The organism is Mesorhizobium sp. B2-3-6, from assembly GCF_006442305.1.
Lineage (GTDB): Bacteria > Pseudomonadota > Alphaproteobacteria > Rhizobiales > Rhizobiaceae > Mesorhizobium.
Genome location: NZ_VFVW01000010.1, coordinates 119815 through 143304, shown reverse-complemented (window position 1 = coordinate 143304; position 23490 = coordinate 119815). Strand labels below are relative to the sequence as shown.

Genomic DNA, 23490 nt, shown 5'->3' with positions numbered 1-23490 from the left:
TAACCTGTCCACGGAGCTTTCATGCGCATCTTCACCGCCTCGCTGGCGACGGAAACCAACACCTTCTCGCCGGTGCCGACCGACAGGGCATCGTTCGAGATGGCCTTCTATGCCGGGCCGGGCAAGCATCCGGAGACGCCGACGCTGTGCTCCTCGCCGATCGTCGTGCTGCGCCGGCGCGCGGCCGCAGAGGGATTGACCGTCATCGAGGGCACCGCCACCTGGGCCGAGCCCGGCGGGCTGGTGCAGCGGCAGACCTACGAGGCGCTGCGCGACGAGATTCTGGGCCAGCTCCGAGCAGCGCTGCCGGTCGAGGCCGTCATTCTCGGCCTGCATGGCGCCATGGTGGCGCAGGGCTATGACGACTGCGAGGGCGACCTGCTCGAACGGGTGCGCGAGATCGTCGGGCCTGGCGTGGTGATCGCTTGCGAGTTCGATCCGCACAGTCATCTCACGCCCAAGCGCGTGGCGGCATCTGATATCATGGCCTATTTCCTCGAATTCCCGCACACCGACTTCTACGAGCGCGGCGAGCATGTCGTCGAGCTCGGCCTTGCCGCGGCGCGTGGCGAGATCAAGCCCGTCATCTCGACCTTCGACTGCCGCATGATCCAGGTGCTGCCGACCAGCCGCGAACCGATGCGCTCCTTCGTCGACCGTATCAAGGCGCTGCACGGCAGGGACGGCGTGCTGTCGGTCTCGGTCATCCATGGCTTCATGGCGGCGGATGTGCCCGAAATGGGCACGCGTATCCTCGTCGTCACCGACAATGACAAGGCCAAGGGCGACGCGCTGGCCGAAACGCTGGGACGCGAGCTCTACGCGATGCGCGAAAAGACGGCGATGACGATGCTGAGCGCCGGCGATGGCATCGATCGGGCGCTGGTGGTGCACGCTGAAAAGCGCGGCAGGCCGGTGGTCATCGCCGACATCTGGGACAATCCGGGCGGCGGCGTGCCGGGTGACGGCACCATCGTGCTGCGGGAGCTTTTGGCCCGCGGCATCGACAATGTCGGCGTGGCGACGATCTGGGATCCGGTCGCCGTGACCTTCTGCCGGGCCGCGGGCGAGGGCGCCGTCATCGACCTGCGTTTCGGCGGCAAGGCCGGGCCCCAGGCCGGCGAGCCGATCGACGCCCGTGTCACAGTGCTGAAAGTTCTCGCCGAAGGTTGGCAGAGCTTCGGGCCGAGCCGGGTGACGCTCGGGCCCGCCGCGTTGATCCGCATCGAGGGCACCGAGGTCGACATCATCCTCAACACCAACCGTACGCAGACCTTCGAGCCGGACATTTTTTCCAACATCGGCGTCGATCCGCTGGCCAAGGACATGCTGCTGATCAAATCGACCAACCATTTCTACGCCGGCTTCGAACCGATCGCCGCCGAGATCATCTATCTCTCGGCGCCGAGCGCGTATCCCAGCAATCCGGCGGTGACGGATTACAGGAAACTGAAGCGGGCGATCTGGCCAAGGGTGGCGGATCCGTGGAAGGACAAGGCTCCCCCTTCTTCCCTTGTGGGAGAAGGTGTCGCCGAAGGCGACGGATGAGGGGCGTTCCAGGGAACACCCACGCCTCACTCCGCTGGAACACCCCTCAACCGTCTCGGCGCTGCGCGCCGATCCACCTTCTCCCACAACAAGGGGAGAAGGGAAGGCTCGCCCTACACCAGCCCCCGCTTCACCATCATGGCTTCCGGCGACGGCATCTTGCCGCGAAACGCGGTGTAGAGTTCTTCCGGATCCTTCGAGCCGCCGGCGGCATAGATGTTCTTTCTCAGCCGCTCGGCCAGCGCGGGATTGAAGGGGTCGCCCGTCTCCTCGAAAGCGGCGAAGGCGTCGGCGTCGAGTACTTCCGACCACATGTAGGAATAGTAGCCGGCCGAATAGCCCTCGCCGGCAAAGACATGGCCGAAATGCGGCGTGCGGTGGCGCATCGCGATGGTGTCGGGCATGTCGAGTTTTTCGAGCGTTTCGGCCTCGAAACGAAGTGGCTCCTCAGGCGCGTGGGGCCTTGCATGGAAGGCCATGTCGATCAGCGCCGAGGCGGTGAATTCCACCGTGGCAAAGCCAGCCCCGAAGGTGCGCGCCGCCAGCATCTTGTCGAGCAGCGCCTTCGGCATCGGCAGGCCGGTCTTGACATGCAAAGCGTGCTTTTCCAGCACCGCCGGCACGGTCAGCCAGTGTTCGTAGAGCTGCGAGGGCAGTTCGACGAAATCGCGGCTGACGGAAGTGCCCGACACCGAAGGCCAGGTGACGTCGGTCAGCATGCCGTGCAGGGCATGGCCGAATTCATGGAACAAGGTCTTCGCCTCGTCCACCGACAGCAGCGCCGGCTCGCCCAGGGGCGGCTTGGCGAAATTCATGATGTTGTAGATGATCGGGCTCGCGCCGGGGCCCAGGCGGTAGCCTGATTTCAGTGCGCTCATCCAGGCCCCGGAGCGTTTCGACGGCCGCGCGAAATAGTCGGCCAGGAACAGGCCGCGCTCGCTGCCATCGGCATTCTTCACCACGAACACACGCGCGTCCGGATGCCAGGCGGCAATGCCTTTCCTCTCTTCGAAGGTGATGCCGAACAGTCTTGTCGCGACGTCGAAACAGGCATCGATGATCCGGTCGAGCTGGAGATAGGGCTTCAATTCCGCCTCGTCGAAGGCGAATTTCTCCGCGCGCAGCTTCTCCTGGTAGAAACGCCAATCCCAGGCGGCGAATTTTTCGTTGCTGCCGGCTTCCGCCGCCAGCCGTTCCAGCTCCTTTTGGTCGGCGGCGGCCTTTTCCAGCGCCTTTTCCCATACGGGATCGAGCAGGTCGTGCACCGCCTTGGGCGTCTTGGCCATGGTGTCGTCGAGCTTCAGCGCCGCGAAGGAGCCGTAGCCGAGCAGCTTCGCCTTCTCGGCGCGCAGCTTCAGCATGTCGCGCACGACGGCTGTATTGTCCGTCGCGCCGCCATTCTGGCCGCGCATGGTGAAGGCGCGAAAGGCGATCTCGCGCAAGTCGCGGCGCTCCGAGAAGGTCGAGAACGGCTCGTAGATCGAGCGCGACAAAGTGACGGCGTAGCGGCCTTTCTGGCCGCGCGTCTCGGCGGCTTCGGCCATCGAGCTCTTCACGAAATCCGGCAGGCCGGCCAGGTCGGCCTCGTCCAGGAACAGCGCCCAGTCGCGTTCGTCGGCAAGCACGTTCTGGCCGAAGCTGGTGCCGAGCGACGACAGCTCCTCATTGATCCCTGCCAGCCGCTTCTTGCCATCCGCATCGAGTTTCGCGCCCGAGCGGACAAAACCCTTCCAGGTCTTTTCCAGCACCCGCAACGTCTCGGCATCGAGCTTGAGCGTCTCGCGGCGCCGGTAAAGGTCGTCGATGCGGGCAAAGAGCCTTTCATTCATCGAGATCGCCGAGAAATGCCTCGACATCCTTGGCGAGATGTCGCGCTCCAGCGCCTGGATGTCCTCGTTGGTGTGGGCCCCGGCACGGCACCAGAAGATCGACGAGACATGGTCGAGCGCTTCGCCGGCGAGCTCCAGGGCTTGAAGCGTGTTCTCGATGGTCGGCGTATCCTCGTTCGCGGCAATGGCCTCGATCTCGGCCTCATGCGCCTTCAGCGCCGCGTCGAAGACGGGTGCGAACTCGTCGTCGCCAAATCGGGCGAAATCGGGCAGGCCGAGTGGCCCTTGCCACGTGGTCAGCGGATGGGCGGCGAGGTCGACGGCTTTCGTGGCGGGCATGGATTGTCTTTCGGGCTGGCAGGTCGGGAGGGGCTGAAATCACCGATGTAGGGCGCTCGTCCGGCGCGCGCAACAGCGCTGCCGGTCAGTAGGCTTCGCAGCTTTCCGCAAGCGCTTTCTGCGTGCTGGCCGTGATGCGGTCGCCCGCTATGGCGAAGGTCTCATGCATCAGCATGTCGTTGTCGGGGAAGTCGTAGCAGGCGATCACCGTGGTGACGCCGCCTTCGTTCTTCTCGATCCGGTGTCGGATCGCGGCACCAGCAACCGCACCTTTCCATTCGTCGAGAGAGGCGATGAACTCCTGCTTTCCCTGCACGATGCCGAGGTCGTCGAGTTCGATGCGCACATTGTCGGCGAGCAGGTCGGAAAGTTCGGTGCGGTCGGCGACCAGCAGGGCCGAATACCAGCGGCTGATGATGGCGCCGTCATCGGCGCGGGCGGCCATGATCGCCATCAGCAGTGCGGCGGCGGTGAACATGACCGGCCGGATGTTCATTGCCTGGCGTGCCGTTTCGGTCACTCCAGCACCGGGCGCTCGAAATCGCCGGTTTCCTTGTTCATCACCCAGAGCTCGCCGGTCGAAATGTCGAACCAGGCACCGTGCAGCGACAGCCGCCCCTTGCCCTCAAGGATCGAGACGCAGGGAAAGGTCCTGAGATTGGCGAGGGAATAGCGGATCGAGATGCGCTCCAGCGCCGTCTGGCGCTCCGTCGCAGTCATGAAGGTGCTGGCCGACACGGTCTCGGCGGCCGGCGCGATCAGGCTCATCCATTTGCCGATGAAATCGCCCGGCGACAGTGGCGCGGAATTGGCGTCGAGCGCGGCACGGATACCGCCGCAGCGGCCATGGCCCATGACAACGATGTTCTTGACCTTGAGGCTCTGCACCGCGAATTCGAGCGCGGCCGAGGTCGAGTGGAACTCGCCGTCCGGCTCGTAAGGCGGCACCAGATTGCCGACATTGCGCAGCACGAAGAGTTCGCCGGGCCCTGCGTCGAAGATCGCCTCGGGAGCCGAGCGGGAATCGCAGCACGCGACGATCATGGTTTCCGGCGCTTGCCCCTCCCGGGCGAGCTCGCGATAGCGGCCGCTCTCGGTGAGATAGCGACCGTTCATGAAATTGCGGTAGCCGGCAAGAAGGTGGTCGGGAAGGTGAGGCATGGGCGGCTTTCCGGGTTGGAGGCGGCAGCTCGTTGCGGTCGAGAAAACGCTCTAGCGGTAAAAGCCCGTCGCGAGCAATGCAGAATTGTGGGGTTGGTGAGAAATGCCCTGCGTCAGGCGCAAAGCTGGGCAATGTTGTCACGCCCAGATGGCGACCGGTATGCCAAAGCCGTCGGTAAGTGGCGGGTCGGGAAACGGCCGTGCCGTGCAGGCGGCGATGCGGCCGGCGATCAGCATCATCGCCGCCGCATCGAGGAAATCGTCATCGGCCGCACCGCGCGGCGGCGCCTGATCGAGGAAGTCTATGGCATAGCCGTGCCGGCTAAGCAGCGCCTTGCGTTCCGCCATGCCGGCCGGATTGATGCTGCCCTTGACCTTCTTCGGCAGCAGCATGGCCTGCCCGCCGTTGAGCCGACAGAAAGCCACTTCCGGATGCGATTCGAAGACGCGGCCACGCAGTTCGGGCCGCGAGATCAGCAACGTATCGATCTCGCGTATTTTGCCAAAGATGCCGAATGCCTGGATCGAAACGCCGCGCGGCGGATCGGATGTCGTCCTGGCCACGTCGCTCGCCCGGCGGTGCGCGGCGTACCAGGCTTCGATCGAAGTGAACTCGGCGGTATCGGCGTAGAGTGCCGCACGAGACGGGATCGAGAAGACGCCGGATTGGCGCGGCCCGAGCAGCCGCCTGACCTGCGCCTCCGGCCCGCGCCCGCCCTTGCTCGAAAATTCAGGCAGGCCGATCGGCATGTCGACGGCGACGATCGCGTCGTCGGGAACCGCCGACAGCAGCGCGGCGAAGCTGGCGAAGACCTCGACCGAAGGCGCCGCGTTCGGAGCGCTCCGAACGGCGACCCAGCCGGCCTTGCAGCCGTCCGCGCCGACCAGCACCCGTGCCGATGTCACGCGCGGCGGTCCCGCCCCGGATGCGTGAGATGGCGAAGCTGCACCATCGCCATCGGGTGCGACAGGCTCTGCGCATCGGTTTCGAGCTGCAATTCGTCGCCGCCGCGTTTGGCCGTGCGCGCCAGGATCTCGTAGACCGCCGCCGTCGTCGATTGCAGCGCCTTGATCGCCGGCTGGCCGGAGAGGATGCGCGCCAGGTAGACCGCCGCTGTCAGGTCGCCCAAACCGTTCGGCGGCTTGTCGATGACGCGGTGCTCGGCGAGCAGCGCCTGGCTGCCGTCGAGCAGAAGATTCCCGGTGCCGCCTGAAATCATCGATGGCGCCGAGGTGACCAGCATGGTCGACGGCCCGGCATGGAGCGCCGCCGCCATCACCGACTTCAGGTCGGGCAACGGCACGCCGGCCATCCATTCCAGCTCATAGCGGTTAGGGGTGGCAATGTCGGCGATCGGCATCAGCCGGTCGCGCATGGCGATCGCCGTCGGCTCCGGCACATAGAGCCCGCCCGAATCGCCCATTACCGGATCGCAGATATAGACGGCGTCGGGCGTCCTCGCCTTGACCGCGGCGACCAGCGAGGCGACGGCTTCGGCCTGGCCGGCCTCGCCGAGATAGCCCGACAGCACCGCCCCGACCTCGCCCAGCCACGGCGCGCGCTCCAGATCGGCCATCAATGCCTTGAACTGATCGAGCGGCGGCACGATGCGGGTCGCGCGCCCATGGCCGGGATGCCAGGGCAGGATGATTGTCGGCACCGCCCATACCGGGAAACCCAGCGATTCCAGCGCAAAGACGGCGGCGCGATTGCCGACCGAGCCGCGTGCGACATGGCTGGAAATGACGATGACCGCGCGCGGCGCGTCGGCTTGCTCGGTGCTCATTGGAATCCTAACTGCCCCGGGTGAGGAAAAGCACGAGCCAGACCATCAGGCCCAGCGCCAGCAGCAGCCCAATTATCCGGCCAATGCGCGTGCCCCAGACTTCGATCGGATCCGCGCGGTCGGCATCGGCCGCCGCGACGTGGTCGCGAACGGCCTTCGCGGTCCGCGCCGCGAGCGAAGTGGCGGCCGGATCGGTTTCGCGCGCGACGCGCTCGAGGATGCGGCGCGATTCGGTGTCGCTGTCCTGGCGCTGCACCATGATGCTGTCCTGTTTCGTGGCGACCTTACCGCGTTCGCTCCGTCAATTACAGCGCCTTGCGACCGACCGTAACCCCATCGGTAACCGTCTGCGCCGAGGTCGTTTTCTTGCGCGCCGATTGTGGTAATGCTTCGCATGCAACTTCTACCGAGGGGACCGATCATGTTTGCCCAGCGCCTTGCTTTCCCGACATTCCGCACGCTGCCCGCCTTGCTGGTGATGGCCGTCATGCTGCCGCTGCTTGCCGGCTGCGGCTACAACACCATCCCGACGGCGGAGGAGAACGCCAAGGCGGCGTGGAGTGAGGTGCTGAACCAGTATCAACGCCGCGCCGACCTCATCCCCAACCTGGTCGAGACGGTCAAGGGCTACGCCTCGCACGAAAAGGACACGCTTGACGCGGTGGTCGAGGCGCGCGCCAAGGCGACGCAGGTCACGGTAACGCCAGAAACGTTGAAGGATCCCGAAGCCCTCAAGAGGTTCCAGGATGCCCAGGCAGGGCTGACCAGCGCGCTGTCGCGGCTGCTTGCTGTGTCGGAGGCATACCCGGACCTGAAGGCCAACCAGAACTTCCTGGCGCTGCAGGCGCAGCTCGAAGGTACCGAGAACCGCATCGCGGTGGCGCGGCGTGACTACATCCAGGCGGTCAGGGACTACAATCTGACGCTGCGGACCTTCCCCTCGGTGCTGTGGGCGACGTTCTGGTTCCGCGGCAACGCGCCCTTCGCCAATTTCACGGTCGAGGAGGACAAATTGCAGACGCCGAAGGTCGATTTCGGCACGAAACAGGGCGGATGATTGCCGGATTCCGACGTGGTGATCCTGCTCGCCAATGAGGGACGACGCGCCATGTATCGCGTCGCTGTCCTGCTCCTCGTTCTCGTGGTGCCATTTGCGGCCCTCGCCGCCGAGCTCCCGGCGCTGACCGGCCGTGTCGTCGACAATGCAGGCATCATCGATGCGGCGACCAGGGCGGCACTGACGCAGAAGCTTGCCGATTTCGAGACGAAGGGCTCCGATCAGATCGTCGTCGCCACCATTCCCAGTCTCGGCGGCGAGGAGATCGAGCCCTATGCCAACCGGCTGTACCGGTTCTGGAAACTCGGCCAGGCGAAGGAGAACAACGGCGTGCTGCTTCTGGTCGCGCCGAACGACCGCAAGATGCGCATCGAGGTCGGCTACGGGCTGGAAGGCACGCTGACCGACCTGCACACCAAGCTGATCATCGAAAACGACATGGTGCCGGCCTTCCGTGCCGGCGATTTCTCCGGCGGCATCACCAAGGCCGTCGACGACATGATCATGGTGCTCAACGGCAATCCCGAGGAGCTGGAAGCACGCGGCAAGCGCAACCAGCAGGCGCCGTTCAATTCCGACGATTTGTTCTTCGCCATCTTCATCGGCATCTGGGCGCTCATCTTCTTCGGCAGCATAGCGGCCTCGGTGTTGCCGCCGATCTTCGGCCAGAAGATCGGTCCCGGCCGTTACCGCTGGCTCGGCATGACGTTCGAGCCGAGCCGGCGATCGTCGGGTGGCGGCTGGTCGTCAGGTGGCGGCGGCTGGTCGGGCGGCGGCGGCTGGTCCTCGGGCGGTAGCGGCGGTGGTTTCTCCGGCGGTGGGGGCTCTTCCGGCGGCGGCGGCTCTTCGGGAAGCTGGTGAGAGGGATCATGGCGATACGACCGATCAGCCCGCAGGACCATGAGCGCATCGCCGGGGCGATCCGCGCCGCCGAATCAAGGACCGACGGCGAAATCTACTGCGTGGTGGCGCATGCCAGCGGCAACTACTTCTTTCCGGCTGCCTTCGTGGCGGCTCTCGCCACGCTGCTGGTCAGCCTCGCCGTCGCCTATGGGCTCGAGGCCTGGTGGCTAACCATCCGTCTGCCGCACTTCGTCATTGCCCAGCTTCTGGCGCTGGCCTGCTTTCTTTTGCTGTTATGGGCCTTTCCGGGGCTGCGCATCCATATGGTGCCGAGACGGCTGCGCTATCAGACCGCGCATGACAACGCACTGAAGCAGTTCCTGGCCCGCAACGTCCACCGCACCACCGCGCGTACCGGCGTGCTGGTGTTCGTGTCGGTCACCGAGCGCTACGCCGAGGTGGTCGCCGATTCAGGCATCGACGCCAAGGTCGGCCAGCATGTCTGGGACGATGTGGTGCGCGAGCTTACCGCACATGCCGGCGACGACCGGCTTGCCGACGGCTTCGTCAAGGCGATCCAATCGGTTGGAGCGGTGCTCGCCGAGCACTTCCCGGTGACGTCGGGCGACACCAACGAACTCGACGATCATCTGGTCGAGATTTGAGCTCCACCGACAGCCTCGAACGCGCATCGCGCAGGCGATGACGGCCTGTGAGAAAGCGTCCTCCGGACTGCCCGGACTCTTGCATTCGAGCGATGCGGGTTTATGGTTAACAAATCATGAATACGCTGAGCATCGATATCCGCAAAGCCGAATCGCGCGACGCCGCGGCGATCGCCGACGTGCATTTGCAGGCTTGGCGCGGCGCCTATAGCGGCATCATCCCGCACCGCACCCTGACATCGATGATCAACCGTCGCGGCGCCGACTGGTGGGCCAATGCCATCCGCCGCGCCGCTACCGTCCTGGTGATCGAGATCGGCGGCACGGTTGCCGGCTACGCCACGATCGGCAAGAACCGGGCCCGCGAACTCAAGCAGCAGGGCGAGATCTATGAATTGTACCTGCGGCCGGAATATCAGGGCATCGGGCTCGGCAGCCGGCTTTTCAAGGCGGCACGGGCGCGGCTTGCCGACCACGGATTGAAGGGCACGGTGGTGTGGGCGCTGGAAGACAATCAGAACGCGCTCGCCTTCTATTCCGGCGCCGGCGGCCGCGATATCGCCGAAGGCGTCGAGATATTCGAGCAGAAGGCGCTGAAGAAGGTTGCTTTCGTCTGGGAATGACCGGCGAGGAACGATCGCGTAAGCGGCGCGAAGCGCAACCTACGCAATCACGACACTGAAACATCTTCTGCTAATGATTGAACGCATTGAATGCCATTGCGTCTTGCTGGGCGTTCTTGAGCACCATTCGCCGCATTGCACCATTTTGCGCCGCCCGCTATCGGTCTGCCAATCGAGAGAGGGATAAGTCATGCGTATTGAAGCCATCGCCACCGGAAAGAATCCGCCCGAGGACGTCAACGTCATCATCGAGGTGCCGATCGGCGGCGAGCCGATCAAATACGAGATGGACAAGGAGGCCGGCACGCTGTTCGTCGACCGTTTCCTGCACACCTCGATGCGCTATCCCGGCAATTACGGCTTCGTTCCGCACACGCTGTCTGGCGACGGCGATCCGATCGACGTGCTGGTCTGCAACACGCGCGCGCTGGTGCCCGGCTGCGTCATCAATGTGCGGCCGATCGGCGTGCTGATCATGGAAGACAATGCCGGCCAGGACGAGAAGGTCATCGCCGTGCCGTCGCCGAAGCTGACGTTGCGTTACGAGAACGTCACCGAATACACGCAGCTGCCCGAGATCACCCGCGATCAGGTGCAGCACTTCTTCGAGCACTACAAGGATCTCGAACCCGGCAAATGGGTCAAGATCGAGGGCTGGCACGATTCCAAATACGCCAAGAAGATGATCGTCGACGCGATCGAGCGGGCCAAGGCAAGCAAGTAGGCCGGCCAGTCGCCTCAGTTCGGCGCGGCCAGCGCCTTCTCGATCTGCGGCAACAGCAGCGTCCGAGCCGTCTCGGCCGTCAGCGGGCCGACATGCTTGTAGGCTATTTTGCCGTCCTTGCCGATGACGAAGGTTTCCGGCACGCCATAGACGCCCCAGTCGATCGCCGTGCGGCCGGCCTCGTCGACGCCGATCGCCTGGAACGGATTGCCGAGATCGCCGAGGAATCGGCGGGCGTTTTCCGGCCGGTCCTTGTAGTTCAGCGCCGCCATGGTGAAGCGCCTGTCCTGCGCCAGCCCCAAAAGCACCGGGTGCTCTTCGCGGCAAGGCGCGCACCATGAGGCGAAGACGTTGACCAGCGTCACCTTGCCGGCAAACGATTTCGAATCGAGTCCCGGCAGGTTCGTGCCGTCCAGCGGGGGCAGGTTGGTCGGCGGCGCCGGCAGGCCGATCAGCGCCGACGGCACCTCCGAAGTGTCGCGCCCCGACAGGAGCTGCGCCAGGAACAGCCCCGCCAGCCCGAGGAAGACCAGCAGCGGCAACAGCACGAACAGGCGGCGCCGGGCCGGCGCCGGCGTTGGCATATCCGTGCTCATGACACGCGCTCCCCGCCCTTGTCGGAGCGTCGGCGCACGCCCGCCGCCTCGAGTTCGGCCAGTTCGCGCTTGCGGGCCCGTTGATCGAGCAGGATCCAGCCGATCAGCCCGGCCAGCGCAATCGCCGTGACGGCATAGGCGGCGGTGACGTAGAGCGCATGCGGGCTCATGCCGGCTGCCTCGTCGGCATGCCGCCCGCCAATTCGATCCTTCCGCCGTGCTCGATCATGCCTTCCCTTAGCCCCGCGCCGGTGACCGCGCAATTGGCCGCCGCGCCGCAGCCCTTGCCGGTCATGGCCGCCTCAATCCGTGCCATGGCGCAGCGCCAGCGCCGCCGCCAGCGGTCCGAGCACGGCAAGAAACAACGTCAGCGCGGCAAGAATGAGGAAAGGTTGCAGGAACGGATCGGGATTGGCCGTCGCGCCATAACTCGCCGAAACCCCGAAGATCAGCACCGGGATGGTCAGCGGCAGCACCAGCACCGAAATCAGGAGCCCGCCGCGCGGCAGCGCCACCGCCACCGCCGCGCCGACGGCGCCGATGAAGGTGATCGCCGGCGTGCCGACCAGCAGCGTAAGCGCCGTGGCGCCGATGGCGATCGGCTCCATGTTCATGAACAGGCCGAGCAGCGGCGCGGCGACCACCAGCGGCAGCACGCTGCCCGCCCAATGCGCCAGGCATTTGGTGAGCACCGTCAGCGCCAGCATGTGGCGGTCGTTGCCAAGCACCAGGAGATCGAGCGAGCCGTCCTCGCGGTCGGCCTGGAACAACCGGTCGAGGCCGAGCAGGCAAGAGAGCAGTGCTCCGATCCACAGGATCGCCGGGCCGATGCGGGCAAGCAGTCTCAGGTCCGGCCCGACGCCGAAGGGAATGGTGGCGATCACGGCGAGGAAGAAGATCACGCCCGTCAGCGCCCCGCCGCCGGCCCGAATCGAAAGGCGGATATCGCGGAGGAGGAGGGCTAGCATGATATGAGATACTCGCGCTTGAGCGCCCCCCTCTGTCCTGCCGGACATCTCCCCCTCGAGGGGGGAGATTGGCAGCTTCGGTGGCTCGCCAATCTTTCAACCGTTGTAATTGGCGAAAGCCAAGCTGGCAGCCGATCTCCCCCCTCGAGGGGGAGATGTCCGGCAGGACAGAGGGGGGCGCCGTAGAGTGCCGTCATCAAAAGGCCTGCCCCATCCTCAACGCCTGCGCCCCCTCGATCCCGAGCGGCAGATGCGTTGCCGCGACGACAATCCCACCATCCGCACAATGCCCCCTCATCAATCCCGCGAATCGCGCCTCCGAATCCCTGTCCAGCCCGGCGGTCGGCTCGTCGAGCAGCCAGATCGGCCGATGGCTGACCAGCAGTTTCGCGATCGCCGCGCGTCGTCTTTGCCCGGTCGAGAGATAGCCGAACGGCAGATGGCCGATGCCGCCCAGTCCGACGGTCTCCAGCGCCTCCTGGACGCCGACGGATCCACCGCCGTTGAAGTCGCGCCAGAAGCGCAGGTTTTCCGTCACGCTGAGCGCCGTTTTCATTGCGTTCTGATGGCCGAGATAGTGGCAGGCCGAAGCGATCGACGGAAATTCATCCCCGCCGCCCTCGATCAGCAAATTGCCTTCAGCCTTCGGCAGCAGTCCGGCGACGATCCTGAGCAAGGTCGATTTGCCTGATCCGTTCGGCCCGGTGACGACCAGCGCCTGGCCTTGATCGAGCTCAAAGCCAATGCCCAAAAACACCGTCTCGCCGCCGCGTTCGCCGCCCAGATTTTCGGCGATAAGCCGCATCCCTCGCCCGCCCTGAAACAATCCGCCTCGGCCCCTGCCGCATCGCACAAATTTGCTTTTTAACTGTCTAGAACTATTCCAGAAAATTCTCTATATGCGGTGCATCCGTGCCAGCGGTCGGCGCGGGAACAGAACTAGCGCCGAACCAGCGCACGCGCCGCCTTGAACGGCTCGGGTTGCTTGGGAGCGGACAGCGGAAATGGCCGTACCCGCACCTTTGCGCGTGATTGCATGCCATCGGCGTCCGTTCCCTTTCAGGCTGAACAGACAAGGACGGATCGCACGTGTCAAAATCCCTCGACAGTTTCAATTGCCGCCGCACGCTGAAAGCGGGCGACGCCGAATATACCTATTTCGACCTCGTCGAGGCCGAGAAGAACGGCCTCATCGGCATCGCCCAATTGCCTTATTCGATGAAGGTTCTGCTGGAGAACCTTCTGCGCAACGAGGACGGCCGCTCCGTCACCAAGGACTCGATCAAGGCCGTCGCCGGCTGGCTGACCGACAAGGGGACGGCCGGCGTCGAGATTGCCTATCGCCCTGCCCGCGTCCTGATGCAGGATTTCACCGGCGTTCCGGCGGTGGTCGACCTGGCGGCGATGCGCGACGCCATGGCCTCGCTCGGCGGCGACCCGCAAAAGATCAACCCGCTGGTGCCGGTCGACCTCGTCATCGACCATTCCGTCATTGTCGACGAGTTCGGCTCGCCGATGGCCTTCGCGCGCAATGTCGAGCTCGAATATGAGCGCAACGAGGAACGCTACAAGTTCCTGAAATGGGGCCAGCAGGCGTTCCGCAATTTCCGCGTCGTGCCACCCGGTACCGGCATCTGCCATCAGGTCAACCTCGAATATCTCGGCCAGGTGGTGTGGACCAACACCGAGGACGGCGAAACATCAGCCTATCCCGACACCTGCGTCGGTACCGATTCGCACACCACCATGATCAACGGCCTCGGCGTACTCGGCTGGGGCGTCGGCGGCATCGAAGCCGAGGCGGCCATGCTCGGCCAGCCCGTCTCCATGCTTTTGCCCGAGGTCATCGGCTTCCGCCTCACCGGCAAGCTGAAGGAGGGCGTCACCGCCACCGACCTCGTGCTCACCGTCACCCAGATGCTGCGCAAGAAGGGCGTCGTCGGCAAGTTCGTCGAATTCTTCGGCCCCGGTCTCTCCAACATGACGCTGGCCGACCGCGCCACCATCGGCAATATGGCGCCTGAATATGGCGCCACCTGCGGCTTCTTCCCGGTCGATAGCGAGACCATCCGCTATCTCACAATGTCGGGCCGCGAGGAAAGCCGCATCGCGCTGGTCGAAGCCTACTCCAAGGCGCAAGGCATGTGGCGTGACGCAGGCTCCGCCGACCCGGTCTTCACCGACTTGCTGGAGCTCGATCTCGGCGACGTCGTGCCGTCGATGGCCGGCCCGAAGCGCCCAGAGGGCCGCGTCGCGCTGGAAGGCATCCCGGCCGGCTTCGTCAAGGCTATGGACACCGAATACAAGAAGGCGGCTGAAATCTCGAAGCGCTACGCCGTCGAAGGCACCGGCCATGATCTCGGCCATGGCGACGTCGTCATCGCCGCCATCACCTCCTGCACCAACACCTCGAACCCGAGCGTGCTGATCGGCGCCGGCCTGCTCGCCCGCAACGCCAATCGCCTCGGCCTCAAGCAGAAGCCCTGGGTGAAGACCTCGTTGGCGCCAGGCAGCCAGGTGGTCGCCGAATATCTCGAGAAATCCGGCCTGCAGAAGGAGCTCGACCAGATCGGCTTCAACCTGGTCGGCTTCGGCTGCACCACCTGCATCGGCAATTCCGGCCCGCTGCCGGCGCCGATCTCCAAGACCATCAACGATAAGGGTTTGATTGCCGCCGCCGTGCTTTCCGGCAACCGCAACTTCGAGGGCCGTGTCTCGCCCGACGTGCAGGCCAACTATCTCGCCTCGCCGCCGCTGGTCGTGGCGCACGCGCTGGCCGGCACGGTGACGAAAGACTTGACCACCGAACCGCTCGGCGAGGACAGGAACGGCAAGCCGGTCTACCTCAAGGATATCTGGCCGAGCTCGGCGGAAATCCAGGAATTCATCGAGAAGAACGTGACGCGCGAGCTGTTCGCCCGCAAATATGCCGACGTCTTCAAGGGCGATGAGAACTGGCAGAACGTCAAGGCGCCGGAAGGCCAGACCTATGCCTGGGACGACAATTCCACCTATGTGCAGAACCCGCCCTATTTCGCCGGCATGACCACGGGCTTCGGCAAGATCGGCGACATCAAGGGCGCCCGCGTGCTGGGCTTGTTCGGCGACAAGATCACCACCGACCACATTTCGCCAGCGGGCTCGATCAAGGCCGCCTCGCCGGCCGGCAAATACCTTACCGAGCATGGCGTCGGCGTTGCCGACTTCAACCAGTACGGCACGCGCCGCGGCAACCATGAGGTGATGATGCGCGGCACCTTCGCCAACATCCGCATCCGCAACCACATGCTGGGCGAGAACGGCAGGGAAGGCGGCTACACCATCCATTACCCGTCGAAGGAAGAGGAATCGATCTACGACGCGGCGATGCAATACAAGAAGGAAGGCGTGCCGCTGGTCATCTTCGCCGGCGTCGAATACGGCAACGGCTCGTCGCGCGACTGGGCGGCCAAGGGAACGAATCTCCTTGGTGTCCGCGCGGTCATCGCCCAGTCCTTCGAGCGCATCCACCGCTCCAACCTGGTCGGCATGGGCGTCATCCCCTTCGTCTTCGAGGAAGGCACCTCATGGGCTTCGCTCAACCTGAAAGGGGATGAGCTGGTCGAGATGGACGGCCTGGACGCCCTCAAGCCGCGCCAGAAGATGGAAGCCAGGATCACCTATGGCGACGGCACGGTGAAGAAGGTGCCGATCATTTGCCGCATCGATACGCTTGACGAACTCGACTACTTCAAGAACGGCGGCATTTTGCAGTACGTGTTGCGCGATCTTGCCGCGTAGCGGCAAGGGAGTAGGGCTTAGGCAGTAGGAAATAGGACCTACTGCCTACTGCCTCGCTGTGGCGCGCCGTAGCGCGCCGCGGCGGCCAGCAGCACAGCCAGCATCAGCCCGTTGAGCAGGTGCCAGAGGAAGTGCGTGCCGAGCGGGAAGCTGGTGCAGACCAGCGGATCGATCATGCGGCAGATGACCGACAGCACGAAGATCGCCGATCCGGCCAGATTATACCAGCCGGCGCGATTCCCGCTGGCCGTCACCCAGACACCGAAGAAGGCGAGCGCCAGGAACGGCGGCAGGTAGCCTGTGGTGCCGTTCGACGCCTGGCGCAGCCAATCCGGCACGGCCAGAGTTATCGCTCCGACAACGGCATAGAAAACGACGAAGATCGCGATCGCCTTGCCCCATTCCAGGCGCAGGAAGCGGCGCAGGTTGAACAGCGTGTAGGCCAGCGTGAAGCCGGCGATCGGCACCACGTCGGCCCAGACCGTTCCCTTGGTGGCGAAGATGTGAAAGATCGTCGAGCCGACGCCGATCGCCACCACCCACCAGGCCAGGACCTCGGCGAAAATGCCGGTCCTGCATCGCCGCACTTCGCGGACGCCCCATAGTCCCGCGGCAATGAAAGCCAGGTTGGTCAAAGCATTCACCGGCTCGGCCCAAAGTTCAGGACCCGTTCGCTCGCAATAGAGATCGACTGGAGCCAGGAAACTTTGCCACATGATGATGATCCCGCCCCCGAATCGAACCGCCGGTTGAAATGCAGTGGGCTTCTCCTATTGCCGCCCTACCCAGGCTTGCAATGGCAAAATTTCACCGCAACGTGACTTCCCGTTGACTTCCGGTTCTGCCACATATTTCAGCCAATCAAAACAAAGCCGGCATCACCGGCGGGAATTGGAATGGTCATGGCCTCGCGTAGATCATTGTGGCTGGCAGCGTTCGCGCTGGCCTTCTCGGCGTTTGCCGGTGCCGGGCACGCCGGCGAGTCCGGCAGGCTCCCGGCCGACAAGCCCCAGGGCGACAGGCCCGTGGGCGTGGTCGAGCTGTTCACCAGCCAAGGCTGCAGTTCCTGTCCGCCTGCCGACGCCTTCTTCTCCGAACTTGCCGCCAGGCAGGATCTTGTCGCGCTCTCCTATCACGTCGGCTACTGGGATTATCTCGGCTGGCGGGACACGCTGAGCAGCAAGGAAAACACCGAGCGGCAATATGAGTATATGCGGGCCTTCGGCAACCGCTCAGTCTATACGCCGCAGGCGGTCATCAACGGCCGGGTCCATGTCAACGGCGCCAATCGCGGCGAGGTCGATGGCCAACTCGCCCGCATGGCAAGGATCGGCGAAGACATGCGGGTCGCCATCAAGATCAGCCGGACCAGCGACCGCGTCATGATCGATACCGGCGATGGCGGGACCGGTCCCAGCGATGCCCATGTCGTCATCGTCTATTTCGAGCCGCCGCAGACGGTCACGATCGGCCAGGGCGAGAACACGGGCCGCAAGATGACCTATTGGAACGCGGTGACCGGCATCCAGACAGCGGGCATCTGGCACGGCAAGGCGCAGCGCTACGAATTGCCGATGAGTGAGATTTCCAAGAAGGGCGGCTGCGCCGTGCTTTTGCAGTCCGTCGGCAAGGACGGCCTGCCAGGGCCCATCCTGGGCGCCGCCTTCATTCACCGCCCCGGTTCCGATGCGCCGTTCGATCGAAGGCTCTGAAGCGCGCCGCCGAAAACGGAAATGATGCGACGCGCTGTCGGTCTCCATTCATGCCTGTCGACCAAACGGAATCGTCGACCGTGAACTATCCGCAAGCCGTTGATCTGGCCTGTTGATTGAGGCGGATAGCGGCTTTGGAATTGCAGGTTTAGCGGTTTGTGGGGGCTGTTTTCCTGCAATTCGGTTTTACGATTCCCTTGTGCCGCGGAGCGTGATTCACTCGGTTCGGCGGCGGCGAATCGAGGGGACGGCGAGTGTCCAGGCCACGCGAGAAGCGCGAGACGGGAGAGCAGGACCTGTTCCGCTCCAGGCTCGATCAGATTATCAACATGAAGCACGAGCTGGTGCGGCTGGCGCAGGCGATCGACTGGCCGATGCTGGAGGAGCGTTTTGGCGCCGTCTATTCGGACGGCCCTGGCATGCCGCCACTGCCGACCCGGCTGATGGCGGGGCTGGCGATCCTCAAGCACACCTTCAACCTGTCAGACGAGGTGCTGTGCGAGCGTTGGGTGGAGAACCCCTACTTCCAGTATCTCACCGGCGAGACGTTCTTTTGCCATACGCTGCCATTCGACCGCTCGTCGATGACGCGCTGGCGCAGCCGCATGGGCGAAGAGCGGATCATGGCGCTGTTGCAGGAAAGCCTCAGCCTTGCGGTCAAGACCGGGGCGATGACGCCGGCCGACACGCGCCAGGTCATCGTCGACACCACCGTGCAGCCGAAGAACGTGATGTTCCCGACCGACGCCAAGCTCATCCACCGGGCGCGCGAGCGGCTGGTGCGGCTGGCCAAGAGGAAGGGGCTCAATTTGCGCCAGAGCTATGTGCGGGTCGGCAAGCTGGCGCTGATCAAGCACCAGCGCTATGCCCACGCCAAGCAGTTCAAGCGGGCCAACAAGGCGCTGCGCAAGCTCAAGACCTATCTCGGCCGGACCATTCGCGACATCGGTCGCCAGATTGCCGGCGATGCGGGGCTGGACGCGCTGTTCAAATGGCCGCTCTACCAGGCCGCCACCGTTCTCGAGCAACGTCAGCGCCAGCGCGGCCGCAAGATCTACAGCCTGCACGCGCACGAGGTGGAATGCATCGGCAAGGGCAAGGCGCACATGCCCTACGAGTTCGGGGGGAAGGTGTCGGTGGCCACCACGCTGAAGCGCTCCAAGGGTGGCCAGTTCGCCTTGCATGCAAAAGCACTGCCCGGCAATCCCTATGACGGCCACACGCTGGCAAGCGTCATCCCCGACATGGAAAAGACCATCGGCAACGAGATCGGCCGCATCCTCGCCGACGCCGGCTATCGCGGCCACAACGCACCCCACAGCCACAAGTTCAGGGTCTTCACCGCCGGCCAGAAGCGCCGCGTCACCTCGGCCATCAAGCGCCAGATGCGACGGCGCTCGGCGGTCGAGCCCGTCATCGGCCACATCAAGGGCGAACACAGAATGGGCCGAAACTACCTCGCCGGCCAGCAGGGCGACGCCGTCAACGCCATCCTGGCCGCCGCCGGCTACAACTTCTCCCTCCTGCTCAGATGGTTCAGGCAGCTTTTGTGGCTTCTCATCGCAGCCCTCCAAAGTCTGCCAAACGAGATCGAAGCCTGACCAATCTCATTGTTCACGGTCGACGGAATCGCGTTTGAGTGACCTGCCTCAATGGCCGGTCAGGCGATCAGCGAAAGCGGCGAGGCGCGACGTCCGCCCCAGGCCGTTTGCCTCCCGCCGGTCGGCGATGCGGTAGAGCTGGTACATGGCGTGGACGCCGAGCCAGCGCAGCGGCTCCGGCTCCCATTTCTTCACCGTGCGGTTGACCCAGGGCAACCGGGTCAGCTCCGTGTCGTGTCCGAGCACCAGGTCGCGCAAGGTGCGGCCGGACAGGTTCGAACTGGAAACGCCGAGCCCGACATAGCCGCCGGCCCAGCCCATGCCGCTTTCGCGATCGAAGCCGCACGTCGTGCACCAGTCGCGCGGCACGCCGAGCGTGCCGCACCAGGCATGGTCGAGCCGCACGCCTTTGGTCTGCGGCAGCAGCCTGGTCAGGATCTCGTGCAGCTGGTCGATGGTCGCCTGTTGTGTCTTGCCGCGCGTGTCGGTGCGCGATCCGAAGCGGTAGGGCACGCCCCGGCCGCCCATGGCGATCCGGCCTTCCCGCGTGCGCTGCGCATAGCAGTAGGTATGCGCGGCATCGCCCAGCACCTCGTAGCCGCTCCAGCCGATTTCGTCCCAGAGCTTCTGCGGCAGCTTCTCGGTCACCACGATGGCGCTGTTCAGCGGCAGCCAGAGACGCTCGTAGCCGGCAATGCCGGCGGTGAAGCCCTCGGTGGCGCGCACGATCTTTTCGGCGCGCACGACGCCGCGGTCGGTGGTGACCTTGCCCTTCTCGAGCGCCAGCACCTGCGTCTGTTCGTAGATGGCGACGCCGAGCCGCGCGACCGCCGCCGCCAGACCCTGCACCAGCTTGGCCGGCTGCACGCGCGCGACGTCGCGCACGACGAAGGCGCCCAATACATTGTCGATGGCGATGCGCTCGCGCGCTTCCTGCGCACCGAGGAAGGCCAACCGCTCCGGCGGCATTTCCCAGTGCCGGGCCTCTTCGTACTCGGCTTTGGCGCGCTCAAGCTGCGCGGCGTTGGTGGCGACGGTGATGTTGTCGACGCGGCGGATGTCGGCGTCGATCCCTTCGGCAGCGGCAATCGCGATCACCTCGTCGACCGTGCCGGACATGGCGCGCTGCATGTCGATCACCGCCCCGCGCGAGGAGGTTTTTGCATATTTCTCGCGCGACCAGCTGAAGCCGCCGGACAGCCATCCGCCATTGCGGCCCGAGGCACCGAAGCCGGCGAACTCCTTTTCGACGATGGCGATGCGCAGCGCGGGCTCTGCCTTCTTCAGATAGTAGGCCGTCCAAAGTCCGGTATAGCCGGCGCCGACGATGCAGACATCGGCCTCGATGTCGCCGGGCAAGGGTGGGCGGCTGGCCGGCGGGCCACCTATGTCGGCATACCAGAACGACACGTCGCCATTGCGCTGGGCTTGCATCTTGTGATCCGTTCTCCGTGCGATTCCAGGAAAGTGTGGAGCGGTTTCAGGTAAGCGTCAGGTCGGCCTTGTCGTCATCGGCGAGCAGCTTCACGTCGCCGCCGGCGAAGAGCACGTCGACCTCGTCTCCAATGGCAAAAGTGTCCGCCTCGAGCGTCGAGCGCACGATGGCTTTCGAGCCGTCGGCGAGCTCCACCTCGTATTTGGAGCCGGAGCCGAGATAGATGGCCTCGCCGATACGCCCGGCGAGCCGGTTGCGGCCATCCCCGCCGCCGCCGCGACGAGCAAGCGCCAGCTTTTCGGGACGCAGCAGCATCACCGGCTTGCCGCCATTGGCGAGACGCTTGGCGGTCGCCACTCTCTGGCCTGATATCTCGATCGCCGTCTCGTTGCCGGAAGTGGCGGCGGGGCCGCGCAGCACGGTAGAATCGCCAATGAACTTGCCGACGAAAAGCGTCGCCGGCTCGTCGTAGAGTTCGCGGCCGGTGCCGATCTGCTCGATGCCGCCGCGGTTGAACACGGCGATGCGGTCGGAGAGCACCAACGCCTCCTCCTGGTCGTGCGTCACATAGACGAAGGTGGTGCCGAGTTCGCGGTGGATGCGCTTGATCTCGAGCTGCAGCCATTCGCGCAGTTTCTTGTCCAGCGCGCCGAGCGGCTCGTCCATCAGCAGCAGCGGCGGATCGAAGACGATGGCGCGGGCCAGCGCCACGCGCTGCTGCTGGCCGCCCGAAAGCTCGCTTGGAAAGCGATGGCCGAAATCGGCCATCTTGACCATGTCGAGCGCGTGGCGGACGCGGCGTTCGCGTTCTGCCCCGGTGACGCCGCGCAGCTTCAGCGGATAGGCGACATTGCGGCCGACCGTCATGTGCGGGAACAGTGCATAATGCTGGAAGACCACGCCGATGTTGCGCTTGTGCGCCGGCACGCCGACCACGCTCTTTTCCCCGACCAGCAGCTTGCCGCTGGTCAGGTCGGTAAAGCCGGCGATCACGTTCAGCGTCGTCGTCTTGCCTGAGCCGCTCGGGCCGAGCAGCGTCATGAATTCACCCGGCTCGATTCGCAGCGACACGCCGTCGAGCGCCTTGAAGGAACCATAGGCCTTGCTTACCGACTCCAGGTCGATCGCCGCACCGCGACTTTCCGCTTTCTGATTCATAAGCCTCCCTTCCGCTCACGGCCAAGAAGCAGCATGCCGCCGCCGATCAGCAGTGTCGTTGCGCATAAGAGGATCGTGCCGACGGCCGCGACCGTCGGGTCGGCGTCGCGCGTGATGGAAGCGAAGATCTGCACCGGCAACGTCTTGAGATAGGGATTGGTGATGAACAGCGACACCACGATCTCGTCGAAGGAGGTGGCGAAGGCGAACAGCAGGCCTGACAGTACCCCGGGGGCGATCAGCGGCAGCGTCACCGTGCGGAACGTGGTGAGCGAACCTGCGCCCAGGCTCGCCGCGGCTGTCTCCAGCCGCTTGTCGAACACTTCGAGATTGGCCGAAACGGCGATCAACACGAAAGGCAGCGCAAGGATGGTGTGGGCCAGAACGAAGCCGAGCAGCGTGCCGACAAGCCGCGTGTCGAGATAGACGGCGTAGATGCCGATGGCCAGGACCACGCCCGGCACCACCATCGGCGTCAGCATCAGCATGCGCAGGAGATTTGCCGGCCGCGCCTGCATGCGGTCGAGGCCGAAGGCGGCAAGGGTGCCGAGCACGGTTGCCAGAACCGCAACGATCGATGCGACCTTCAGCGAATTGAGGAAGCTGGTCGACCAATCCGGATTGGTGACGAAATTTTCGTACCATTGCCAGGAGAAGCCCTGGGGTGGAAATGCCAGCGATTTATTCTCGTTGAATGACATCGGCACCACGACGAGCGTCGGTGCCACCAGCCATATGGCTACCAGCAGGCAGACAAGACCCAGCATGACGCGGGTAAGCGGCTTCATCTCCATCAGGGCCGCCCCGCTTGCCGATGGCTGGACCGCATCACGGGCGCGGCAAGCGCCAGCAGCACGAAGGTCGTGACGAGCAGCACCACGCCCATGGCCCCGCCCCTGCCCCATTGCAGGAGGCTGAGCACCTGTGTCTGCACCAGCGTCGACAGCATCGTCGAGCGCGGTCCGCCGAGCAGGGCCGGCGTGATGTAGAAGCCGAGCGCCAGGATGAAGACGATGATCGCACCGGCATAGACGCCAGGCAGCGACAGCGGCAGATACACCGTGAGGAACGCGCGCGAGGGTCTCGCCCCGAGGCTCCGCGCGGCTTGCATCAGCCTGAGATCGATGCCTTTCATGACCGAATAGAGCGGCAGGATCATGAAAGGCAAAAGCACCTGCGCCATGCCGATGACCACGCCCGTCTGGGTGCGGATCAGCCTGATGCCGCCGAACCCGAGCGCCCGCAGGATCGAGTTGATGACCCCCGAATCCTGCAGCAGTATCACCCAGGACAAAGTGCGTACCACGCCGCTCACCCAAAACGGGATCAGCACACATAGCAGCAGCACCAAGCGCACGCGTGGTCGGACCGCGGTCATCAGATAGGCATAGGGATAGGCGCAAACCACGCAGACCAGCGTGACCCATGCTGAAATGAGGAAGGTCCGCCGGAGCACGGCTAGGTTGATGGGCGCGCCGAAGAACCAGATATAGTTCTGTAGGCCCCACTGCGGCTCCGACAGGCTGCGCACGACGATGGTGAGCAGCGGATAGCCAATCACCGCGAAGAGCAGGACCAGCGCCGGCAGCGCGAGCGCGAACGGCCGCCATGCCCGGCGCCTTTCGGCGGCCGGAATGGTTGGCTGGGACGCGCTCACGGCTTTT

General features: G+C 64.8%; 25 protein-coding genes. 9 read left to right on the top strand and 16 right to left on the bottom strand.

Annotated features, from left to right (window positions below):
• Positions 1 to 21: 21 nt before the first annotated feature.
• Positions 22 to 1548, top strand: a complete 1527-nt coding sequence (locus FJ953_RS26260; protein ID WP_140580201.1) for a M81 family metallopeptidase — start codon at positions 22 to 24, stop codon at positions 1546 to 1548.
• A gap of 113 nt (positions 1549 to 1661) precedes the next feature.
• Here FJ953_RS26260 and FJ953_RS26255 read toward each other — a convergent pair whose 3' ends face one another.
• The 6 genes from FJ953_RS26255 to FJ953_RS26230 form a co-directional block, all read right to left on the bottom strand.
• On the bottom strand, positions 1662 to 3716 hold the full coding sequence (locus tag FJ953_RS26255) for a M3 family metallopeptidase (RefSeq protein WP_140625384.1): 2055 nt from the start codon (positions 3714 to 3716) through the stop codon (positions 1662 to 1664).
• Positions 3717 to 3801: 85 nt separating this feature from the next.
• A complete protein-coding gene (locus FJ953_RS26250; RefSeq protein WP_181168552.1) occupies positions 3802 to 4212 on the bottom strand; it encodes a nuclear transport factor 2 family protein in 411 nt (136 codons plus the stop codon).
• A gap of 20 nt (positions 4213 to 4232) precedes the next feature.
• Positions 4233 to 4877: a carbonic anhydrase gene (locus FJ953_RS26245; RefSeq protein ID WP_140492485.1), complete on the bottom strand. Its 645-nt coding sequence runs from the start codon at positions 4875 to 4877 to the stop codon at positions 4233 to 4235.
• A gap of 138 nt (positions 4878 to 5015) precedes the next feature.
• A complete protein-coding gene (locus tag FJ953_RS26240) occupies positions 5016 to 5783 on the bottom strand; it encodes a DUF429 domain-containing protein (RefSeq protein WP_140625383.1) in 768 nt (255 codons plus the stop codon).
• Positions 5780 to 6664: a pyridoxal kinase PdxY gene (pdxY, locus tag FJ953_RS26235; protein ID WP_140625382.1), complete on the bottom strand. Its 885-nt coding sequence runs from the start codon at positions 6662 to 6664 to the stop codon at positions 5780 to 5782. The genes FJ953_RS26240 and pdxY overlap by 4 nt, the downstream gene beginning before the upstream one ends.
• Positions 6665 to 6671: 7 nt before the next feature.
• Entirely contained in the window at positions 6672 to 6923 is a 252-nt protein-coding gene (locus tag FJ953_RS26230; protein WP_140492477.1) for a hypothetical protein, read from the bottom strand.
• A gap of 162 nt (positions 6924 to 7085) precedes the next feature.
• Between FJ953_RS26230 and FJ953_RS26225 the strand changes: the two genes are divergently transcribed.
• The 5 genes from FJ953_RS26225 (at position 7086) to ppa (ending at position 10576) form a co-directional block, all read left to right on the top strand.
• Positions 7086 to 7721, top strand: a complete 636-nt coding sequence (locus tag FJ953_RS26225; protein WP_140625381.1) for a LemA family protein — start codon at positions 7086 to 7088, stop codon at positions 7719 to 7721.
• Positions 7722 to 7772: 51 nt separating this feature from the next.
• Positions 7773 to 8582 (top strand): YgcG family protein, encoded by an 810-nt coding sequence (locus FJ953_RS26220; RefSeq protein WP_181165206.1) that lies wholly within the window; start codon positions 7773 to 7775, stop codon positions 8580 to 8582.
• An 8-nt stretch (positions 8583 to 8590) separates the two neighbouring features.
• Entirely contained in the window at positions 8591 to 9229 is a 639-nt protein-coding gene (locus FJ953_RS26215; RefSeq protein ID WP_140524615.1) for a TPM domain-containing protein, read from the top strand.
• Positions 9230 to 9345: 116 nt separating this feature from the next.
• A complete protein-coding gene (locus FJ953_RS26210) occupies positions 9346 to 9852 on the top strand; it encodes a GNAT family N-acetyltransferase (RefSeq protein WP_140492466.1) in 507 nt (168 codons plus the stop codon).
• Between the two features lie 190 nt (positions 9853 to 10042).
• Positions 10043 to 10576: an inorganic diphosphatase gene (ppa, locus tag FJ953_RS26205; RefSeq protein ID WP_140492463.1), complete on the top strand. Its 534-nt coding sequence runs from the start codon at positions 10043 to 10045 to the stop codon at positions 10574 to 10576.
• A gap of 14 nt (positions 10577 to 10590) precedes the next feature.
• On the opposite strand, the gene FJ953_RS26200 is transcribed toward ppa, so the two are convergent.
• The 5 genes from FJ953_RS26200 to ccmA all read right to left on the bottom strand — a co-directional run bounded on the left by FJ953_RS26200 (position 10591) and on the right by ccmA (position 12945).
• Entirely contained in the window at positions 10591 to 11172 is a 582-nt protein-coding gene (locus tag FJ953_RS26200) for a DsbE family thiol:disulfide interchange protein (protein ID WP_140492460.1), read from the bottom strand.
• Positions 11169 to 11342, bottom strand: coding sequence for a heme exporter protein CcmD (gene ccmD, locus FJ953_RS26195; RefSeq protein ID WP_140492264.1), 174 nt, complete (start codon positions 11340 to 11342; stop codon positions 11169 to 11171). Before ccmD ends, FJ953_RS26200 begins: the two co-directional genes overlap by 4 nt.
• Positions 11339 to 11488, bottom strand: a complete 150-nt coding sequence (locus FJ953_RS30620; RefSeq protein WP_181165197.1) for a hypothetical protein — start codon at positions 11486 to 11488, stop codon at positions 11339 to 11341. Before FJ953_RS30620 ends, ccmD begins: the two co-directional genes overlap by 4 nt.
• Entirely contained in the window at positions 11475 to 12140 is a 666-nt protein-coding gene (gene ccmB, locus FJ953_RS26190; RefSeq protein WP_140514012.1) for a heme exporter protein CcmB, read from the bottom strand. The genes FJ953_RS30620 and ccmB overlap by 14 nt, the downstream gene beginning before the upstream one ends.
• A gap of 196 nt (positions 12141 to 12336) precedes the next feature.
• Positions 12337 to 12945 (bottom strand): heme ABC exporter ATP-binding protein CcmA, encoded by a 609-nt coding sequence (gene ccmA, locus FJ953_RS26185; RefSeq protein ID WP_140625380.1) that lies wholly within the window; start codon positions 12943 to 12945, stop codon positions 12337 to 12339.
• 284 nt (positions 12946 to 13229) lie between these two features.
• On the opposite strand from ccmA, the gene acnA reads away from it, so the two are divergent.
• Complete coding sequence (acnA, locus tag FJ953_RS26180; protein ID WP_140625379.1) at positions 13230 to 15920, top strand: aconitate hydratase AcnA; 2691 nt, start codon at positions 13230 to 13232, stop codon at positions 15918 to 15920.
• A 38-nt stretch (positions 15921 to 15958) separates the two neighbouring features.
• Here the strand turns inward: acnA and FJ953_RS26175 are convergent, their stop codons facing one another.
• Positions 15959 to 16636: a ceramidase domain-containing protein gene (locus FJ953_RS26175; RefSeq protein ID WP_140625378.1), complete on the bottom strand. Its 678-nt coding sequence runs from the start codon at positions 16634 to 16636 to the stop codon at positions 15959 to 15961.
• A gap of 180 nt (positions 16637 to 16816) precedes the next feature.
• Between FJ953_RS26175 and FJ953_RS26170 the strand changes: the two genes are divergently transcribed.
• Together FJ953_RS26170 and FJ953_RS26165 are read left to right on the top strand one after the other, a co-directional pair.
• Positions 16817 to 17632 (top strand): thioredoxin family protein, encoded by an 816-nt coding sequence (locus FJ953_RS26170; RefSeq protein ID WP_140625377.1) that lies wholly within the window; start codon positions 16817 to 16819, stop codon positions 17630 to 17632.
• 254 nt (positions 17633 to 17886) lie between these two features.
• A complete protein-coding gene (locus tag FJ953_RS26165) occupies positions 17887 to 19233 on the top strand; it encodes an IS5 family transposase (protein WP_140625376.1) in 1347 nt (448 codons plus the stop codon).
• Between the two features lie 48 nt (positions 19234 to 19281).
• On the opposite strand, the gene FJ953_RS26160 is transcribed toward FJ953_RS26165, so the two are convergent.
• Genes FJ953_RS26160 through FJ953_RS26145 form a run of 4 tightly spaced genes read right to left on the bottom strand, consistent with a single transcriptional unit; the run spans position 19282 to position 23483 of the window.
• A complete protein-coding gene (locus FJ953_RS26160) occupies positions 19282 to 20667 on the bottom strand; it encodes an FAD-binding oxidoreductase (protein WP_140625375.1) in 1386 nt (461 codons plus the stop codon).
• A gap of 46 nt (positions 20668 to 20713) precedes the next feature.
• Entirely contained in the window at positions 20714 to 21826 is a 1113-nt protein-coding gene (locus FJ953_RS26155; protein WP_140625374.1) for an ABC transporter ATP-binding protein, read from the bottom strand.
• Entirely contained in the window at positions 21823 to 22620 is a 798-nt protein-coding gene (locus tag FJ953_RS26150; RefSeq protein WP_140492241.1) for an ABC transporter permease, read from the bottom strand. Before FJ953_RS26150 ends, FJ953_RS26155 begins: the two co-directional genes overlap by 4 nt.
• Complete coding sequence (locus FJ953_RS26145; RefSeq protein ID WP_140514018.1) at positions 22620 to 23483, bottom strand: ABC transporter permease; 864 nt, start codon at positions 23481 to 23483, stop codon at positions 22620 to 22622. The genes FJ953_RS26150 and FJ953_RS26145 overlap by 1 nt, the downstream gene beginning before the upstream one ends.
• Between the last annotated feature and the right edge of the window lie 7 nt (positions 23484 to 23490).

Bases quoted from the DNA above. Each gene is read 5' to 3' on its own strand.
- FJ953_RS26255 (WP_140625384.1), bottom strand. From the start codon at position 3,716: ATGCCCGCCACGAAAGCCGTCGACCTCGCCGCCCATCCGCTGACCACG.
- FJ953_RS26175 (WP_140625378.1), bottom strand. From the start codon at position 16,636: ATGTGGCAAAGTTTCCTGGCTCCAGTCGATCTCTATTGCGAGCGAACG.
- FJ953_RS26160 (WP_140625375.1), bottom strand. From the start codon at position 20,667: ATGCAAGCCCAGCGCAATGGCGACGTGTCGTTCTGGTATGCCGACATA.
- FJ953_RS26150 (WP_140492241.1), bottom strand. From the start codon at position 22,620: ATGGAGATGAAGCCGCTTACCCGCGTCATGCTGGGTCTTGTCTGCCTG.
- ccmD (WP_140492264.1), bottom strand. From the start codon at position 11,342: ATGAGCCCGCATGCGCTCTACGTCACCGCCGCCTATGCCGTCACGGCG.
- FJ953_RS30620 (WP_181165197.1), bottom strand. From the start codon at position 11,488: ATGGCACGGATTGAGGCGGCCATGACCGGCAAGGGCTGCGGCGCGGCG.
- ccmA (WP_140625380.1), bottom strand. From the start codon at position 12,945: ATGCGGCTTATCGCCGAAAATCTGGGCGGCGAACGCGGCGGCGAGACG.
- FJ953_RS26155 (WP_140625374.1), bottom strand. From the start codon at position 21,826: ATGAATCAGAAAGCGGAAAGTCGCGGTGCGGCGATCGACCTGGAGTCG.
- FJ953_RS26200 (WP_140492460.1), bottom strand. From the start codon at position 11,172: ATGAGCACGGATATGCCAACGCCGGCGCCGGCCCGGCGCCGCCTGTTC.
- FJ953_RS26170 (WP_140625377.1), top strand. From the start codon at position 16,817: ATGGTCATGGCCTCGCGTAGATCATTGTGGCTGGCAGCGTTCGCGCTG.
- FJ953_RS26260 (WP_140580201.1), top strand. From the start codon at position 22: ATGCGCATCTTCACCGCCTCGCTGGCGACGGAAACCAACACCTTCTCG.
- FJ953_RS26230 (WP_140492477.1), bottom strand. From the start codon at position 6,923: ATGGTGCAGCGCCAGGACAGCGACACCGAATCGCGCCGCATCCTCGAG.
- FJ953_RS26220 (WP_181165206.1), top strand. From the start codon at position 7,773: ATGTATCGCGTCGCTGTCCTGCTCCTCGTTCTCGTGGTGCCATTTGCG.
- FJ953_RS26225 (WP_140625381.1), top strand. From the start codon at position 7,086: ATGTTTGCCCAGCGCCTTGCTTTCCCGACATTCCGCACGCTGCCCGCC.
- ccmB (WP_140514012.1), bottom strand. From the start codon at position 12,140: ATGCTAGCCCTCCTCCTCCGCGATATCCGCCTTTCGATTCGGGCCGGC.
- ppa (WP_140492463.1), top strand. From the start codon at position 10,043: ATGCGTATTGAAGCCATCGCCACCGGAAAGAATCCGCCCGAGGACGTC.
- pdxY (WP_140625382.1), bottom strand. From the start codon at position 6,664: ATGAGCACCGAGCAAGCCGACGCGCCGCGCGCGGTCATCGTCATTTCC.
- FJ953_RS26250 (WP_181168552.1), bottom strand. From the start codon at position 4,212: ATGAACATCCGGCCGGTCATGTTCACCGCCGCCGCACTGCTGATGGCG.
- FJ953_RS26215 (WP_140524615.1), top strand. From the start codon at position 8,591: ATGGCGATACGACCGATCAGCCCGCAGGACCATGAGCGCATCGCCGGG.
- FJ953_RS26210 (WP_140492466.1), top strand. From the start codon at position 9,346: ATGAATACGCTGAGCATCGATATCCGCAAAGCCGAATCGCGCGACGCC.
- FJ953_RS26245 (WP_140492485.1), bottom strand. From the start codon at position 4,877: ATGCCTCACCTTCCCGACCACCTTCTTGCCGGCTACCGCAATTTCATG.